The 17,931-nt window shown below is 64.4% G+C and carries 11 protein-coding genes; 1 reads left to right on the top strand and 10 read right to left on the bottom strand.

The window, feature by feature from the left end:
• Window positions 1–177: 177 nt before the first annotated feature.
• The 8 genes from GDN70_RS06940 to GDN70_RS06905 form a co-directional block, all read right to left on the bottom strand.
• A complete protein-coding gene (locus tag GDN70_RS06940) occupies window positions 178–447 on the bottom strand; it encodes a GlsB/YeaQ/YmgE family stress response membrane protein (protein ID WP_028140658.1) in 270 nt (89 codons plus the stop codon).
• 218 nt (window positions 448–665) lie between these two features.
• The gene (locus GDN70_RS06935; protein WP_028140659.1) at window positions 666–1,643 is read right to left on the bottom strand and encodes an ABC transporter ATP-binding protein; all 978 of its coding nucleotides are present in this window, start codon (window positions 1,641–1,643) and stop codon (window positions 666–668) included.
• The gene (locus GDN70_RS06930; RefSeq protein WP_152102327.1) at window positions 1,640–3,055 is read right to left on the bottom strand and encodes an amidase; all 1,416 of its coding nucleotides are present in this window, start codon (window positions 3,053–3,055) and stop codon (window positions 1,640–1,642) included. The genes GDN70_RS06935 and GDN70_RS06930 overlap by 4 nt, the downstream gene beginning before the upstream one ends.
• Entirely contained in the window at window positions 3,052–3,249 is a 198-nt protein-coding gene (locus tag GDN70_RS06925) for a hypothetical protein (protein ID WP_038948830.1), read from the bottom strand. Before GDN70_RS06925 ends, GDN70_RS06930 begins: the two co-directional genes overlap by 4 nt.
• A complete protein-coding gene (locus GDN70_RS06920) occupies window positions 3,246–4,307 on the bottom strand; it encodes an ABC transporter ATP-binding protein (protein WP_161966272.1) in 1,062 nt (353 codons plus the stop codon). Before GDN70_RS06920 ends, GDN70_RS06925 begins: the two co-directional genes overlap by 4 nt.
• A gap of 2 nt (window positions 4,308–4,309) precedes the next feature.
• Window positions 4,310–5,212: an ABC transporter permease gene (locus GDN70_RS06915; protein ID WP_038948831.1), complete on the bottom strand. Its 903-nt coding sequence runs from the start codon at window positions 5,210–5,212 to the stop codon at window positions 4,310–4,312.
• Window positions 5,213–5,374: 162 nt separating this feature from the next.
• Entirely contained in the window at window positions 5,375–6,328 is a 954-nt protein-coding gene (locus tag GDN70_RS06910) for an ABC transporter permease (RefSeq protein ID WP_152102326.1), read from the bottom strand.
• A gap of 195 nt (window positions 6,329–6,523) precedes the next feature.
• Window positions 6,524–8,179 (bottom strand): ABC transporter substrate-binding protein, encoded by a 1,656-nt coding sequence (locus GDN70_RS06905; protein ID WP_152102325.1) that lies wholly within the window; start codon window positions 8,177–8,179, stop codon window positions 6,524–6,526.
• Between the two features lie 199 nt (window positions 8,180–8,378).
• Between GDN70_RS06905 and GDN70_RS06900 the strand changes: the two genes are divergently transcribed.
• Window positions 8,379–9,974, top strand: a complete 1,596-nt coding sequence (locus GDN70_RS06900) for an ABC transporter substrate-binding protein (RefSeq protein WP_028140666.1) — start codon at window positions 8,379–8,381, stop codon at window positions 9,972–9,974.
• 338 nt (window positions 9,975–10,312) lie between these two features.
• On the opposite strand, the gene GDN70_RS06895 is transcribed toward GDN70_RS06900, so the two are convergent.
• Entirely contained in the window at window positions 10,313–12,544 is a 2,232-nt protein-coding gene (locus tag GDN70_RS06895) for a CHASE2 domain-containing protein (protein ID WP_152102324.1), read from the bottom strand.
• A 74-nt stretch (window positions 12,545–12,618) separates the two neighbouring features.
• Window positions 12,619–17,895, bottom strand: a complete 5,277-nt coding sequence (locus GDN70_RS06890; RefSeq protein WP_244625871.1) for a VCBS domain-containing protein — start codon at window positions 17,893–17,895, stop codon at window positions 12,619–12,621.
• Between the last annotated feature and the right edge of the window lie 36 nt (window positions 17,896–17,931).

The raw sequence follows: 17,931 nt of genomic DNA, 5'->3' as shown, positions 1-17,931 counted from the left end.
CCCTGCGTCCAACGCAGCCGGGTTCATCCAAAAACCTGATGGCCCACATCTACCCCTGATGGCCCCGCACGCAAGTCCGGTATTTCACAGTCTTTGCGGCTTTTTGGTGCAGTGGCCGCCGCCCCTCCCCGGTCCTGGGAGAGGCGGCTAGTTCCGATCGACCAAACCGGGCGGCTGCTAGAACCGGCCGCCGCCCCGCACCAGCCGTACCACCAGCAGCAGGATGACCGCGCCGATGGCGGAATAGACGATCTCGGATACCAGGCCTGTGCCGAGGCGAATGCCGAGCTTCGGAAACAGGAAGCTCGCCACCAGCGCACCGGCGATGCCGACCACGATGTCGCCGATGATCCCGAACCCCGTTCCGCGCACCACCTTGCCGGCGAGCCAGCCGGCCACTAGGCCGACGAACAGGATGACGAGCAGGCCTTCGTTTGAAATGTGCATAAATCTGGTCCCTCTGCATGAACGGCCGCATGGAACGGGAACCGGGATGAATGGCGTCTGAATGCTAGTCGCTTAACCCGCCTTCGACAAAAATGTCGAAAACAACCCCATGCAAAGTAGAACGGCTTTGGCCTGCAGTCGCCGGTGAACTGTGACAACTCGGTGTTGCCGTAGAGGAATTTCAAAGGAAGGAGCGCTGCTGCAGCGCCGTTCGAATACTATGACAGCGCCGCCGTCTGCTCCGCCAGCACACATCGCGCCGCCCGGCCCGGCCCGACCGCCACATTGGCAGGCAATTGCGCCAGGCAACGGGGCTGCGCCACGGCGCAGCGCGGGGCGAAGGAGCAGTTGTGGGGTTTCTCGGTCAGCGAAGGCGGCGTGCCGGGGATGGTTTCGAGGCGGGCGCCACGCTTGGCGCCGTGAATAGTCGAGGCGAGCAGGCCCTTGGCATAGGGATGCACCGGGCTGCGGACGATGTCGCGAAGCGTGCCCTGCTCCACGATCTGGCCGGCATACATCACCGCGACACGGTCGCAGATCTCGATGGCGACGCCGATGTCGTGGGTGACGAAGATGACGGACATGCCGAACTCGCGCTGCAGCTCGCGCAGCAAGAGCAGGATCTGGATCTGCACGGTGGCATCGAGCGCGGTGGTCGGCTCATCCGCGAGCAGGATTTTTGGCCGGCACGCCAACGCCAGCGCGATCATGGCGCGCTGACGCATGCCGCCGGACATCTCGTGCGGATAGGCGTCGAGCCGGCGTTTTGCGGAGGGAATGCGCACGACTTCGAGCATTTCGAGTGCGCGTGCCCTGCCCTCCGCGTAGCTTTTGCCCTCGTGGCGCACGACGCTTTCGGCGATCTGCGCCCCGATGGTGTAGACCGGATCCAGCGCCAATGCCGGCTCCTGGAAGATCATCGACACGGTCTGGCCGCGGAAGGACGACAGCTCCTCGTCGTTCATGGCGAGCACGTCGCGGCCCATGACGTTGACGGTGCCGGAAATCTGCGTGCGCTTCTTCGGCAACAGCCGCATCAGCGCACGCAGGGTCACGCTCTTTCCCGAACCGGACTCGCCGAGCAGGCCCAACACCTCACTGTTGCCCAGCGAGAGACTGAGATCGTTCACGGCGTAGACCGTGCGCTCCCCGGTGAAGCGGATGTTGAGGCCTGAGATGTCGACGAGGTTGGTCATGACGGCAGTTTCGGCAATCGATCGTGATAATCGGTGACGCGCTGGAAGGCGGCGCCGATGGTGAGCAGGGTCGCTTCGTCGAAGGAGCGGGCGATCAGCTGCATGCCGACCGGCAGGCCGCTTTTCGTGAAGCCCGAGGGTACGGTGAGCGACGGCAGGCCGAGGAAGTTCACCGGGCGGGTGAACAGCGTCAGCCGCTGCACCATGGCCGGTGCGTTCGGCCCGCCCCCGACATCGCTCTCCTCGATCGTCGGCGCCGGCACCGGCGAGGCCGGCGCGATCACGGCATCGACGTCCGAGGTCGCTGCGTTGTGCGCGGCCAGCGCCGGGCCGCGCCAGCGCATCGCCTCGAGATAGGTGATGGCTGGAACGGCGAGACCGTTCTGCAGTCGCATCAGGACTTGCGGGCCATAGTCCTGCGGACGCTCGATCATCCAGCGCTTGTGGAAGGCGGCAGCTTCGGCGGCGAGCACGAGCTGGCTCGCCGAGGACAATTGCCGCTGGTCCGGCAGCTCGACCGTGACGATGTCCGCGCCCTCACGCTTGAGCACGGCGATGGTCTCGTCCAGCACGCGCGCGACCTCGCTGTCGAGATCGTCGACATAGAACGAGGCGGGTACGCCGATCTTGAGGCCTTTCAGCGAGCCCTTGGTCGCGCCGACATAGTCCGACAGCGGCTCGTGGCTGCAGGTCGAGTCCGCAGGGTCCGCCCCAGCCATCAGCGCCAGCAGCAGCGCGCAATCCTCGGCGGTGCGGGCAAGCGGGCCGACGGTGTCGAGCGACTGCGACAACGGCATCGCGCCGGCCCGGCTGACGCGACCGACGGTGGTCTTCAACCCCGTGACGCCGCAGAAATGCGCGGGCATCCGGATGGAGCCGCCGGTGTCCGAGCCCAGCGCCGCATAGGTCAGCCGCGCCGCGACCGCCGAGCCGGAGCCCGACGACGAGCCGCCGGTGATGTGCGCGACGTTCCAGGGATTGCGCACCGGGCCGTAATGGGCGTTGTGCCCGGTCGGGCCGTAGGCGAATTCGGCCAGATGCAGCGTGCCGAGCCTGATCTGGCCGGCGTCCTTCAACCGCTGCAACGCCGTGGAGGTCACGGTCGGCACGAAATCACGACGGATCAGCGAGCCGCAGGTCGCGACGTGGCCGGCATCGTAATACATGTCCTTGTGCGCGAGCGGCACGCCGTGCAGCGGACCACGGACATTGCCCTTGGCGAGATCGGAATCGGCGGCCTCCGCCGCATGCAATGCAGCCTCGGCCTCGATCGACATGAAGGCGTTGAGATGCGGCTGCCACTGCGCAATGCGGTGCAACAGCGCGCGCGTCACCTCATGCGAGGACACCTGCTTCATCGCGATCGCGCGCGCGACCTCGGTGAGCGTCATCAATGCAGGCTCAGTGCTCATTTCGACACCTTCTGCGTCTGCACGGTCGGATAGAGCGCGGGCTCGAGGTCGAACGGCAGCGTGCCGGCGATGGCCGCGAAGCCTTCGAAGGCAGGTCCGATGGAATTAGAGATGCGCGTCGCGATCTCGTCGTCCACGGGGACGCCGGCAACTAGCGCAATCGGCTTGATCTCTTTCGGTGTCGGTCTCGTCATGCGATCTTCTCCCTGGGCGCGCGGCTGTGGCCTGAACCCGGTATCGCCATGTAGCACGCGGCCTCGTGGCCCATATTATCCAGCGCGGTGAGCTTTGGTGTCGCATTTGCGCAGAGCGGCTCCGCAAACGGGCAACGGGTGTGGAAGCGGCAGCCCGGGGGCGGATCAATCGGGTTGGGCGGATCGCCGGTGATTGGCGGTTGCTCGGTGCGCCTGTCGGGGTCCGACGACGGCATCGCCGCCAGGAGTGCGCGCGTGTAGGGATGCGCAGGGTTGTCCCAGACCTGGTCGACCGGGCCGAGCTCGACGACCTCGCCGAGATACATCACCAGCACGCGGTCCGAGATGTAACGGACGACGTTGAGGTCATGGCTGATGAAGAGATAGGTCAGCCCGAACTCGCGCTTGAGATCGGCGAGCAGGTTGAGCACCTGCGCCTCGACGGATTTGTCGAGCGCGGAGACCGCTTCATCCAAAATCACCAACCGCGGCGACAGCGCCAGCGCGCGCGCGATGTTGACGCGCTGGCGCTGGCCGCCGGAGATCTCGTGCGGATAGCGGTTGGCGAAGTTTTCGGGGCGCAAGCCGACCTTGCCGAGCAGCTCGCGCGCCAACGCCCGTGACGCGCCATCGCCCATGCCGTGCACCTTCGGGCCAAAGGCGATCGATTCCTCGATCGTCAGGCGCGGATTGAGCGAAGCATAGGAGTCCTGGAACACCATCTGCATGCCGCGGCGCAATTCGCGCAAGCTCAGCGACTGGCCGACGGTCATGCCGTCATAGATGATGTCGCCAGTGTCGCGCGGCATCAGATGCATCAGCAGGCGCGCGGTGGTGGACTTGCCGCAGCCGGACTCGCCGACGATGCCGACGGTCTCGCCCTTGGCGACGGCGAAGGAGACGTTGTCGACGGCGCGCACGGTGCGCTTCGCGGCAAACAATCCACCGCGAACGGGAAAGTGCTTTGTCAGTCCGTTGACCTGAAGCAACGGCTGCGCGACGCCGCCGCGGTCTTCGACCGGCTCCAGCATTTCGACGGATGTGTTGCTCTCGCTCATGGCTAGTTCCTGATGTCCATGGCGCTCCGCAGGCCGTCCGAAAGCAGGTTGAAGCAGATCGAGACGGCGAAGATCATCGCGCCCGGCAATGCGGCGACCCAGGGATTGACGTAGATCGCGGTACGCAAGGTGTTGAGCATTAGCCCCCATTCCGGCTCCGGCGGCTTGGTGCCGAGACCGAGGAAAGAAAGGCCGGCCGCCAGGATCATCGAGACCGAAATCAGGCTCGTCGCATAGACGAAGATCGCGCCGAGCACGTTGCCGAGGATGTGCACGCGCATGATGGTGAAGGGCCCGGCGCCGGAGGCGCGCGCGGCCTCGACGAAGTCCATGTTGCGCACGCCGGTGGTGACGCTTTCGGCGACGCGGGTGATCTGCGGCACGAACACGACCGTCAACGACACGATGGAATTGAGGATGCCGGCGCCCAGCGCGCCGGAGATCGCGATCGCCAGCAGCACGGAGGGAAAGGCGTAGAACACGTCGATCGTGCGCATGATCGCGGTGTTGAGCTTGCCGCCGACATAGCCGGCGACGAGGCCCAGCGAGGTGCCGATGCAGAACGCGAGGATCACGGGCAGGATGCCGATGACCAGCGACAGCCGCCCGCCGTAGATCAGCCGTGCCAGCATGTCGCGGCCGAGCTCGTCGGTGCCGAGCGGATAGCCAGCGGTGCCGATGTGGCGCAGGCGGCGGATCATGGAGCCCTTGTAGGGATCTTCCAGACCCAGCCACGGTGCGAGGATCGCGGACAGGAAGATCAGCAGCAGCACCAGCGCGCATGCCATGCTGACCTTGTCACGCCGGATGCGGCGGCCGACGGTCGCCCAATAACCGCGCGCCTTGGTGGCGGGTGCGGCCTGCAGCGCGGCATCGGCGGTGGCAGACAACGGAAGCTCGCTCATCGCCGCAATTTCCATCGTCGTCCCGGCGAAAGCCGGGACCCATAGCCACGAAATGTAATTTGGCGAAGACTCGTAGTGGCCGTCTCGTCCCACAACCGCTTACCGGGGTTATGGGTCCCGGCCTTCGCCGGGACGACACTGAGTGTGTGGCACCTCATCCCACTAGCCCCGCTTGATGCGCGGATCGATCGCGGCTTGCGCGATGTCGACCATGAGATTGAGGAAGACGAAGAACAGCGCCAGGATCAGGATCGTGCCCTGCAGCAGCGGCAAATCACGCTGGAAGATCGCCGAGTTGAGCAGGAAGCCCGAGCCCGGCCAGGAGAACACGGTCTCGATCAGGATCGAGCCGCCGAGCATATAACCGAGTTGAAGCCCCATCACCGCGAGCGCGGTGGGCGCGGCGTTCTTGATGACGTGGCGGAACACGCCGCGCTCATGCAGCCCCTTGGCGCGCAGGGCCTCGACAAAATCCTGGCTCAGGATGTCGCCGGTCAGCGCGCGCACCGTGCGGGTGACGATGCCCATGGGAATCACCGATGTCGTGATCGCGGGCAGCACGAGGTATTGCAGGTGCGCCCAGTCCCAGGCCCAGGTGGCGGAGCCGCCGGGCCCGGCGCCGACCGCGGGCAGCCAGTTCAGCTGCACCGAGAAGATGATGACGAGCACCATGCCGAGCCAGTAATGCGGCACGGATACGCCGGCGATGGCAAAGGAGGTCGCGAGCTTGTCGATCCAGGTCTCGCGGAAATAGCCGGCGATCAGGCCGAGCAGGATGCCCATGGTGAAGCCGATGATCGCGGCGGCAATCGCCAGCGTGACGGTGTTGCTGACCGCGCGCATGACCTCGGCGAGCACGGGGCGCCCCGTCGCAATGGAATTGCCGAGATCGCCGTGCAGCGCGCGCATCAGCCACAAGCCGAACTGCACCGGCAGCGGGCGATCAAACCCATAGGCGGCACGGAGCTGCGCGGCGAGTTCCTGCGAGGCATCGGCCGGCAGCACCGCGACCAGCGGATCGCCCGGCGTGATGTGCACGAGCAGGAAACACACCAGCGCGACGCTGATGACGATCGGGACGACGTAGACGATGCGTCTGGTGATATAGGCGAGCACTGGTCTTCTTTCTTCCTTCTCCCCTTGTGGGAGAAGGTGGCGCGAAGCGCCGGATGAGGGGTATCTATCCGCGGATACAGCATTATCGAATGAGCGAGAGGGTCACTCGCGGAGAGAGACCCCTCACCCGGCTTCGCTGTCGCGAAGCCACCCTCTCCCACAAGGGGAGAGGGTGCACTTTTCGTGTGGCGCGAACTACTTCATCGACACCAGTGAGAAGTCGATGAACCAACTCTTCGGCTGCACCACGCCCGAGACCTTCGGGCTGATGGCGCGGGGGCCGACGTCGTGGGCGACGTAGAGGAATGCGGCATCGTCGACCGAGGCCGCGTGCAGCTCGGCGAGCGCGGCGTCGCGCGCGGCGGGATCGAAGGTCTGGCGAGCCTTCTTCACCAGCTCGTCGAACTTGGGATTGTTGATGAAACCCCAATTGTTCGAGACCGGCGGCGCCATGCCCGATTGCAGGAAGCGCACCAGGGCGAAGAACGGATCCATCGCCGCGTAGGTCACGTTGGTCGCGTGCGAACCGTTCGCCGACGGATCCTTGGCGCCCCGGCGCCAGTTCGTGAACAGCGTATTCCATTCGATGACGTCGAGCTGCACATCGAAGTAGCATTCGGCAAGGGCCTGCTGGAGATACTCGTTCATCGGCAAGGGCTGCATCTGGCCCGAACCCGAGGCGGAGGTCTGGGTCTTGACCGTCAGCTTCTTGTTGGGGCCGAAGCCCGCCTCCTGCATCAGCTTCTGCGCAGCCGCCTTGTCATACTTGATCTCGAAGCTCGGCTTGCCGCGCCAGGGATGACCGGGCTCGAAGGTGCCGCTCGCCGGCACCATCAGGCCGGCGAGCAGGCCGTCCTTGAGACCTTCGCGATCGACGCAGAGGTTGGCGGCCTTGCGCACGCGGATGTCGTTCCAGGGCGAGCCCTCGACGCGGGAGAACTGCCACGGCCAGACATGCGGCTGCTCGTTGGCGTAGAGCTTGAAGCCGCGCTGCTTGAGCTCGGGCAGTGCGTCCGGCGCCGGCGCCTCAACCCAGTCGACCTGACCGGAGAGCAGCGCCGCGGTGCGGGCGTTGGCTTCCGGCATCGGCAACAGCACCATCTTGTCGACCTTGGGCACGCGCGCCTTGTCCCAATAGCTCGCGTTCTTGACGAGCTCGAGCCGCTCGCGCGGCGTGAAGCTCGCCATCTTCCACGGGCCGGTGCCTGCAGCGTCCCTGGCAAACGCCGTCCATGCCGCCTGCGACTTGGCCTTGGCGTCGGCGCCTTCGGCCTTGTCATAGAAATGCTGCCACTTCGCCGGGCTCGCCATGAACAAATTGGTGAGGTTGATCGGCAGGAAGCTGTCGGGCTCCTTGGTGGTGAGCTCGACCGTCATGTCGTCGATCTTCTTGGCGGAGGCCAGCGTCGGCATGCGCGAGGCCGTGACGCCGACCTGGCTGGCGTCGAACTGCGGCGCGTCCTGCTTCAACACCTTCTCGACGTTCCACACCACGGCATCCGCGTTGAACGGGGAACCATCGTGGAAGGTCACGCCAGGGCGCAGCTTGAAAACCCACTTGGTCTTGTCGGCATCGTCGACCTTCCACTCGGTGGCAAGGCCGGGAATCACCACGCTCGCCTTCTCGGCGGAGGACAGGTCCCAGCCGGTCAGCGCGTCGTACATGGTGAGGCCGGTGAAGCGGTTGCCTTCAAAACCCTGATCGGGCTGGCCAAGCGTGCGCGGAATATCGGCAGCGGTCATGCCGATGCGCAGCACGGTTTCGGCACTGGCCTCACGCGGCCATGCAGCCACCGTCGTTAGAGCGAGCACCGCGATCCATGCCGCGCACGTGTTCTTCTTAGTAAGCATCGCCTCAATCCTTTTCCGGCTTCGATGACTATTTTTGATGCAATCGTATGCAATGGCTATGCCAAAGAGAAACTTATTCTGCGATTTGGCCCTGCGACGACAAGTCCTTGTAGGTCGTAGGCGGGTGCACGCGCCGCGCTGCCTATTCTGGCATCAAGATTGCAAGTTCGGTCCCGAAATCCCCTGGGAGCTCTGGGCCATGCGTGTTCGTCTATCGATTTGTCTCGCCGTGCTTGCACTGGCGTTATCCGCAATCTCGGCGCGCGCCGAAACGGTGGTGCGCTACGGCATCTCGATGGCGGACATTCCGCTCACCACGGGTCAGCCCGATCGCGGCGCCGGCGCCTATCAGTTCACGGCCTACACGATCTACGATCCCTTGGTGGCCTGGGAGATGGACGTCGCCGACCGGCCCGGCAAGCTGGTGCCGGGGCTTGCGACCGAGTGGAAGGTCGATGATGCCGACAAGACCAAATGGCGCTTCACGCTGCGCAAGGGCGTGAGGTTTCACGACGGCAGCGAGTTCAACGCCGACGCCGTGATCTGGAATCTGGACAAGGTGCTCAACGACAAGGCGCCGCAATTCGACAAGCGCCAGAGCGCGCAGGTGAAGACCCGCCTCCCCTCCGTTGCGAGCTACGCCAAGATCGACGATTTCACCGTGGAGATCACCACCAAGACGGTCGATTCCTTCTTTCCCTATCAGATGCTGTGGTTCCTGGTGTCGAGCCCCGCGCAGTACGACAAGCTCGGCAAGGATTGGGACAAGTTCGCCAGCCAGCCCTCCGGCACCGGCCCGTTCAAGCTGACGAAGCTGGTACCGCGCGAGCTTGCAGAACTCAGCAAGAACCCGGACTACTGGAACAAGAAGCGCATTCCCAAGGCCGACAAGATCGTGCTGGTCCCGATGCCGGAAGCGCTGACCCGCACCAATGCGCTGCTGGCGGGGCAAGTCGATCTGATCGAGACGCCGGCGCCGGATGCCGTGCCGCAACTGAAAGCCGCCGGCATGAAGCTCGTCGACAACATCACACCGCATGTCTGGAATTATCATCTCAGCGTGCTGCCAGGCTCCCCCTGGACCGACATCCGACTGCGCAAGGCGCTGAACCTTGCGATCGACCGCGACGCCGTGGTCGGGCTGATGAATGGCCTCGCCAAGCCCGCGAAGGGCCAGGTCGACCCGTCCAGCCCGTGGTTCGGCAAGCCAGGCTTCGAGCTGAAATATGATCTGGCTGCGGCGAAGAAGCTGGTCGAGGAGGCCGGCTACTCCAAGGCGAAACCACTGAAGGCAACCTTCATCATCGCACAGGGCGGCACCGGCCAGATGCTGTCGCTGCCGATGAACGAATTCCTGCAGCAGAGTTTTAAGGAGATCGGCATCGACATCGACTTCAAAGTGGTCGAGCTCGAGACATTATATACGCATTGGCGCAAGGGCGCGGCCGACGAGATCAACGCCGGCATCACCGCCAACAACATCGCCTATGTCACCTCGGACCCGCTCTACGCGATCGTCCGCTTCTTCCATTCGGGCCAGATCGCGCCTGTGGGGGTCAACTGGGGCGGCTACAAGAACCCGAAGGTGGATGCTCTGATCGACGAGGCCAAGCAGACATTCGATAGCGCCAAACAGGACGAGTTGCTGGCCCAGGCGCACGCGCTGATCGTGGACGACGCCACGCTGGTCTGGGTCGTGCACGATACCAACCCGCACGCGCTGGCGCCGAAGATCAAGCAGTTCGTGCAGGCGCAGCATTGGTTTCAGGATCTGACGACGATCGGGATGGAGTGAGCGGCAAACACAGGTGTCGTAGGGTGGGAAAAGCGAAGCGTGCCCACCACCTCGGCATTGCGGAGCAGGATCGTGGGCACGGCGCTAACGCGCCTTTGCCCACCCTACGAGAGTTGATGGACGTCGCTGGCGTTTGAGCCAAGCTGCCGTATCAACCACCACTGTCGTCCCGGGCAAGCGCCAGCGCAGACCCGGGATCCATAACCACAGGGAGTCGTTTGACGAAGACTCGTGGTTGCCAATCTCGCGCGGCAACCACTCCCTGGGGTTATGGGTCCCCGCGTTCGCGGGGACGACAGCGAATTTGAGGCGCTGGCAACGCAAACAACGCCTCCCCACTACTTCGTCAGCAGCGCATACGCCCCGCTCCAACCCTCCGGCGGCGGGTTGATCTGAAAATCCCTGATCCTCGCCTCGTAGAGCCTGAACAGCTTTTCCAGCGTGTCGGCATCCTCGCTGCGACGGCCGCGTTCGATCGCATCGAGTGCGCCCTGCCAGTCGCGGCCGCGGTAGCAGCCGAGCATTTCGATGGTGATGTTGCGCAGGCGCTGGAAGGCGCCTGAGTGCATCACGTCCTCGCGCCCGGCGATAGCGTAGATCACCTCCGGCTCGGTCTTGCCCTTGACCATGATGAAGTCGAGCTCGAGGATCGCGAACTTGTCCTTGGCGGCAAGCGCGGTTCTGGATCCGACGATGATCGGGAAGCCGTATTCCTTCGACTGGCCTTCCAGGCGTGAAGCCAGGTTCACGCTGTCGCCGAGCACCGAATAATTCTTCTTCAGGTCCGATCCCATATTGCCGACCACGCCGATGCCGGTGTTGAGGCCGATGCCGACATTGAGCGGAATGTAGACATGGCCGCCGTCGGCGGATTCCTGCTCGCGCTCCTTGTTGACCGCGTCGATCTGCTCCAGCATCTGGATCGCGGCCTCGCAGGCGTTGACCTCGTGCTCGGCATCGTCGAGCGGCGCGTTCCAGAACGCCATGATGGCGTCGCCCATGTACTTGTCGATGTAGCCCTTCCGCTCGATGATCACGTCGGTGAGCGGCGTCAGGAAGCGGTTCATCAGCGCAATCAGGCCTTGCGGGTCCTGCTTGTAGCTTTCCGAGATCGTGGTGAAGCCGCGCACGTCCGAGAACATGATCGTCATCTCGCGCTCTTCGCCGCCGAGCACGAGCTTTTCCGGCGACTGCGCCAGCTGCTCGACCAGAACCGGCGACATGTATTGCGCGAACTGCCCGCGGATCTGCACGCGCTGGCGCTGCTCGCGCACGAAGCTCGCGAAGATCAGCGTCAGATAGACCGCAGTGGTCGAGAGCAGCGGATAGGTGAAATCGATGAGGTAGCGGTACTGCGCGTAGAAGAACCAGGACACGCCGACCAGGATGGCGGCGAAGGTCGCACCCGCGAGCACGAGGCGCACAGGGCCGAGATTCGGCGTGAAGATGATCACGAGCAGGCCGATGACGAGCGCGGCCAGCAATTCGACGCCGAGCGCATAATTCGGCTGCGAGATCACCGCGCCGCTCAGCACGCTCTCCAGCACCTGGGCGTGGATCTCGACCCCCGGCATGGCCCGTGACACCGGCGTCGTCTTGATGTCGTTCAATCCGCCCGCGGAGGTACCGACCAGCACCAGCTTGCCGGCGAACCTGGAAGGCGGCAGGCTGTTGTCGAGCACGTCGACCGCGGACACGTAGATCGAAGGATCCCGGCGGGCATAGTGCACCCAGAGCTGACCGTTCTTGTCGGTCGGAACTTCCAGGCCCTTGAGGCGGATCGACCTGATACCGGCCTTGTCCGTGCGGACCAGCAGGGTCGGCGTTCCCGTGACGACACGCAGGATCTCGAGGCTGAGCGAGGGCATGATGTTGCCCTGGGCGCGCATGATCATCGGCACGCGGCGGATCAATCCGTCACGCTCGGTCCGGATCGAGAACAGGCCGCGACCGGCCGCGATCTTCTCGATGATCGGCACGTTGCGGAGCAGGCCGGGGAATTCGAACAGGAAGCGCTCGGCGCCCTCCTCCCCGAGCGTGGCCACGCCCGTGAACGGAAGCGATTTATCGAGCTCGGACAGGACCTCTGGAAGCCCGGTCTCACCCAGCACCACCCGCGAGCGCTTGATCGCGTCGGCGAGGACCTGGTCGTTGCTCGGCAGCTCGCGCAGCTTGGCGCGGGTGGCGTCGTCCAGATAGCGCATCTGGCTCGCGACCAGCTCCGGGTTGAGCCGGTCGGGCTCCGAGAACACCACGTCGAAGCCGATCGCCACCGCGCCGCTATCGGTGAGGTTCTGGATCAGGTCGGCGATGCGCGTGCGCGGCCACGGCCATTGTCCGAGCCTGGCGAGGCTCTTGTCGTCGATGTCGACGATGACGACCGGCCGCGATGTCTTGTGGCGCGGGTCGATCAGCTGGAACATGTCGAAGGTGCGCAGCCGCAATTCCTGGATCGGCAGCGGATCCCACAGGCGCGCGCCGGCGAATATGACCAGCAGCGCAAGGCACATCAGCCGCGCAAAGCCCAGCTTCCGTGCAAACCACCGCCGCAGGATCTTGAGACGTTTCATGCTGGTGGAATATCATGCATTGACGATCAATGGCAGCGCCGATCGCAGATGCCGACGATCGACGCGCCCGAGCGTCAGGAATGAACGATGAAGTCGCTGGCGTGGAGATTGCCGACGACTGTGTTCTTCAGGAGAATCTTGTCGTTGCTGTCGAGCGTCAGCAAGGTATCGACGCCCTGCTGCGCCGCGTGCTGCGAAACCTGCGTCCAAGACGTGATGCTGGTGAACTGCCGCAGGTCGATCTTGTCGAGGCCGGTCTCGAAGTCATTCACGGTGTGCTGAACCGCGGTCTGCGACGACGTCGGCGCGAACACGAACTGGTCCTTGGCGCCGCCGCCAATCAGCGTGTCGCTCGAATCCGTCGCGAAGATGACGTCCTTGCCGTTGGCGCCTGCCAGAATGATATCCTGGCTGCTCGCTCCCGCGACGAAGATGAAGTTGACCGTGTCGGAGTGGCCGGCCGAATCGGCGACGGTCAGGGTGACCCGGTCGGTCACGGGCGGCTGCGGGTAGTCATCGGCGCTGGCGCCTGTCGGATCGTAGACGACGCCAGTACCGCCGCTCGCGAGGCCCGCGTTGATTGCGCCGAGTGAACCCGTCATCGGAGCGAAATAGACGCTGCTGACGTCCGGATGCGCCGTCGACAGCGTGACGGTGAACGTATCCGCAGCTGCGCCTGCATCGGTATCGACGACGACGAGATCAGTGATGATGTCGTTGCTGTTCTCGATGATGTGTTCGACCTGGAAGCTCCCGGTGTCGATGACCGGGCCGCCGGCCTCGTTCGCGCCCCTCACGTCGACCGTGAGCGTGGCCGTGCCGGTTGCACCGTGCACATCCGTGGTCTGGACCGTGAAGATATCCGCGTAGGAGCCGTCGGTCAGCGCGTTGATCGCGGCGGCGTTCGGAACGTAGCTGTAGCTGCCATCGGGATTGACCGTCAGCGTCCCGTAAAGTCCACTAGCTGTCGTGGCCGCGTGGTGATCCGCGTTGATGACGGCATAGGTCAGCGTCGCCGTCTCGCCGGTGTCGACATCGTTGCCCGCCAACGTCCCGGTCAGATCGCAGAAAGTGTCGGCAGCAGCCGTGTCCGAGAGCGGACCGATGTGGAGATCTGCGAGCGTCGGCGCGTCGTTGCTGCCGGCGATGTTGACGGTGACGACTGCACCGGTGCCCGCGCCGACACCATCGGCCGGAACGATCGTGTATTGCAGCGACAGCGTTTGGCCGGCGCCGAGGAAATCGAACGCCTGTCCGTGCGAATTGAAGTTCCAGGTGAACTGCGTATGAGTCGCGGTACCGTCGAGGATGTAGCCCGAGGGGACAGTGAGATCCGCCAGGAGGTCGGCATTCGACAGCCCGCCGACGCTGTCCGTTTGCAGCACGCCGTCGAGATAGGCCTGCACGTGGCTGACCGACACCGTGACGTGATCGGTCGCATCGACGTCGGAAACCGTCAGCACGCCGTGAGTGTCCAGCCCCTCATTGGTTTCCTTGAGGTCGGCAAGGTCGATGTCGAGACTTTGGGCGGGGTTGACCGAATTGGCGACCGTGTTGCCGCTGCCGCCGCCGAGCTGATAGTACGCGGCCAGATCCGTCTCGTGGCCGCTGAGCGCGGAGAAATCGATCGACTGGATCTGAACCTGCGTCAGCGCGTCGGTCCAGACGCTGACGTCGGCGATCGAGCCGAAGAAGCCTTCCGAGCCAAAGCCCGCCGCACCCGGCTCGCTCGCGCCGCCGATCATCATGTAGGAGTGCGACGGATTCGACGGGCTGCCGTCGATCGGGTTGACCGACCATGCCTGCGAATATTCGAGATGGCCGTCGAGATAGAGCGAGAAGGTGCCGTTCTCGCGGGTCAGCGCGATGTTGTGCCACTGTGACGCGGCGATTGCCACGCCGGTATCGGCGATCTGGACGCCGCCCGCGAGGATCTGCAGCTCCATCGTGCCGTTGGCATTGACCGTGCCGAGCAGGCCAAAGCCCGTCGTCGAGGTGTTGCCGTTGTAGAACAGGATCTGGCCGTGACCAGCCTCGGCGCCGCCGTTCCAGTTCACCCGGCCGTCCAGCGTCACGTCATCAGTGGCGACCGTCGGCGCGGCGCCGACCGCGATGGTGTGGCCGTCGAAGCCCATGTCGTCCGACGTGGCGTAGGAGACGGTCGGCGCATCGTTGGTGCCGGTGATCGTGACGGTGACGTCCTGGCTGATCTTGCCGCCGTGCTGGTCGTCGAACGTCACGGTGTAGACCTGGGTGATGGTCTGCCCTTCCGCGAGCGACTGCAGCACGGGATCGTTGTTGTCGAGCGTGAAGTGCCAGCCCAACGTCGCACCGTTGTTACCGTCAGTGCTGGATTCGGACACCGCATCGATCGTGAAGGTGCCGATATGCGAGCCGGTCCCGAAGCCCGGCAGGTTCGAGCTGACCGACGAAGATTTGAACGACCACGCCGCCGTGTGGGTGTCGGTCAGGTCCAAATCCTGGATCGCCAGCGTGCCGTCGGCCGTGAGCGAGGCGCACTCATCCTCGGTCACCGCGCCCGTCGCTGCGGAGGCATCGCTCGTGATCGTCGGTGCATCATTGACGCCCGTGATCGTGACGGTGACGTCCTCGCTGACGGTACCGCCATGATGATCGTCGAACGTAACGGTATAGACCTGCGTGATGGTCTGGCCCTGCGCCAGCGACTGCAGCATTGCATTGCTGTTGTCGAGGCTGAAGTGCCAACCCAGCGTCGCACCATTGCTCGTGTCGGAGTTGTACTCGAGTACCGACTGATCGATCGTGAACGTACCGATGTGCGTGCTGTCGGCATCGAAGCCCGGCAGAGCCGAGCTGATGGACGACGACTTGAACACCGCCTGCGCCGCATGGGTGTCGATCAGGTCGAGATCCTGGATGGCCAGCGTACCGCCGATCGACAGCGTCAGGTCCGCGTCCTCGACGACATGACCTGTCGCCGCCGCGGCACCGCTGGTGACTGTCGGCGCGTCGTTCTTGCCGGTGATGACGACCGTGACGTCCCGGGTGACCGTCCCACCGTGATGGTCGTCGATCCTGACAGTATAGACCTGCGTGATGGTCTGCCCTTCGGCCAGCGACTGGAGCACCGGGTCGTTGTCGTCGAGCGTGAAGGTCCAGCCCACTGACCCGCGGGAGCTGGCGCCCGGGCTTTCAACCACCGGGGCAAGCGCGAACGTGCCGATATGCGAGGTGCCGTCGCTGAAGCCCGGCAGATGCGTGGTCGAAATCGTCGACTTCAGCGAAAAGCTCGCGGTGTGCGTGTCCGTGAGATCAGGATCGTTGAATGTGATGGTCCCGTTGGCGGCGAGCGTGGCCGCCGTATCCTCGGTCACCGCACCGGTCGGCGTGGTCAGATCTTCGACGATCGTCGGCACGTCGTTGGTGCCCTCGACATTGACGTCCGCACCGTTGATGGACACGGTAACCGGCGTGCTGACGACACCGCCGTGCCCGTCATCGACCTGCACCACGTAGTTGAGCGTCAGTTTCTCGCCTTTGGCGAGGAAATCGAACAGATGGTCGGGAACGCTGTAGGTCCAGGTGGCCGAACCGTTGTTGCCGTTTCCCGCGCCTTGTACCACGGTCAGCGGCACCTCGACGGCGGCGATCGCCGCGAGCTGCTGCGGCGTCAGCGTCGACGTGATGTCGTGGCCTTGCGCGTCGAGATATTTGAACGGCTGGGTCGACGAGAGCACCGCGCTCACGATCGGGCGGTCCGTCAGATCGACGTCGGTGAAGGTGACGGTGCCCGTGATGGTATCCAGAGCTTCGTTGCCCGTTCCGACCTTTTCGATGACGGTTCCGCCCAACGTCGCGACGGTGGGCTTGTCGTTCGTTCCCGTGACCGTAATGGTGATCGGGATGAGCCTGGACTCGGGATTGACTGAGAAATTGGTGTCGACGCGGACCATATAGGTCAGCGTCAGCGTTTCGCCGGCGGCGAGGAAGTCGAAGACTTTGTCGGGAATCGTGTACGTCCAGACTGCCGAGCCGTTGTTGTTGTTGCCGGCATCGGGAGCGACGTTGATCTGGATCTGGGTCGCCGCGATGTCCTGCTTCTGGAGCGCCGAGAGCGAGCCGGTGACGTCGTGCTGGCCGGCGTCCTTGTAGACGTAGTTCGGCGCTTCGGCGAGGCTGATGCTCACCGTCGGCCGGTCGCCGAGGTTTTGATCGACGAACCTGATCAGGCCGGAAATCGTATCGGAATGCGTGTCGCCGGTCGCGTCAGCACGCTCGGTCAGCGCGAACGCCGTCTTCACGTTGCCGCCGGCGTCGAAGCTTTGCACAATCGGCTGGCCGGGGATACGCACGATGGGCGGCGCGGACGTGCCGGGCGCCTCCGATCCCTGCGGATTGAGATTGACGAATGTCGCGGTCGCGACGGCGCCGCCCCCCGACTTGAACACGACGTCCAGGCTCATCGGCGTGAGCGTGTCGGTGAAGTTCGTGGTCAGCTTGGTGTTGGTGTTGTTGTCGGTGAACTTCAGCGTGAACACGTCCGTGATCAGCTTCTGAACGTCCGGCGACATCAGCGCATTGGAGATCGAGACGTTGCCGCCGCTGATCTGGATCATCTGGCCGGCCTGGTTGACCGTCGCGATCGGCAGCAGCGTGACCTTGTCAAACAGGATGTAGGAGCCCGTCGTGCCGTTCGGCTCGACCAGCACCTGGAAGCTCGCCTGCGGCTGCGGATCGCCGCCGCCGGCGGGAACGACGAAGTTGATCTGGGTCAGCACGGCGGTGCCGCGGATGCCCATGGTGGCGACCGGCGTGTCGATCTTCATGTCGCCGTGCTTGGCGGTCTCGCCGGCGACGAAGGTGATGGTGCCGGCGACCAGGCTGAGCAGTGAGGAATTGCTCGACCCGTTGGGGTCGTAGACCATCTCGTTCAGCACCATCCGCGCATTCGAGGACAGGCCGAACACGGTACCGTCGATGAAGGTGATGCCGAGCGTGGAATCCGCGCCGGTCGAGACCACGTCACCCTTCTCGACGTTGTCGCCGTTGTTCAGGATGACCGAGACACCGTTGCGGATCGCGGTCGCGCTGCCCACGAGCTTGGTGACGTGGCCGATGACCTGGGCCGCGGCAGCGCCGCCGGGGGCGGCTTGAGCGATCTGGACATGGCCCGTGAGCGCGTTGACGATTTCGCCGGTGAGATGGGCGCCGTCGGGTGAGGCCAGCGCGGCACGCTTTTCGCCCCTGAAATAATCGTGAACGACGAATTCGTGACCCTCGTGGGACAACACGAGATCGAGACCCGTGCGCTTGAATTCGCCGTTGAAGATCAGGCTGGGGTCGGGAACAACGAACGCGCCCTCAGGCACGTGACCATGCGCCTTCGCCGTAAAGGAATCGACATG

The organism is Bradyrhizobium sp. TM102 (assembly GCF_009176685.1).
Classification (GTDB): Bacteria; Pseudomonadota; Alphaproteobacteria; order Rhizobiales; family Xanthobacteraceae; genus Bradyrhizobium; species Bradyrhizobium ottawaense.
This window is presented reverse-complemented; position numbering and strand designations above follow the sequence as displayed.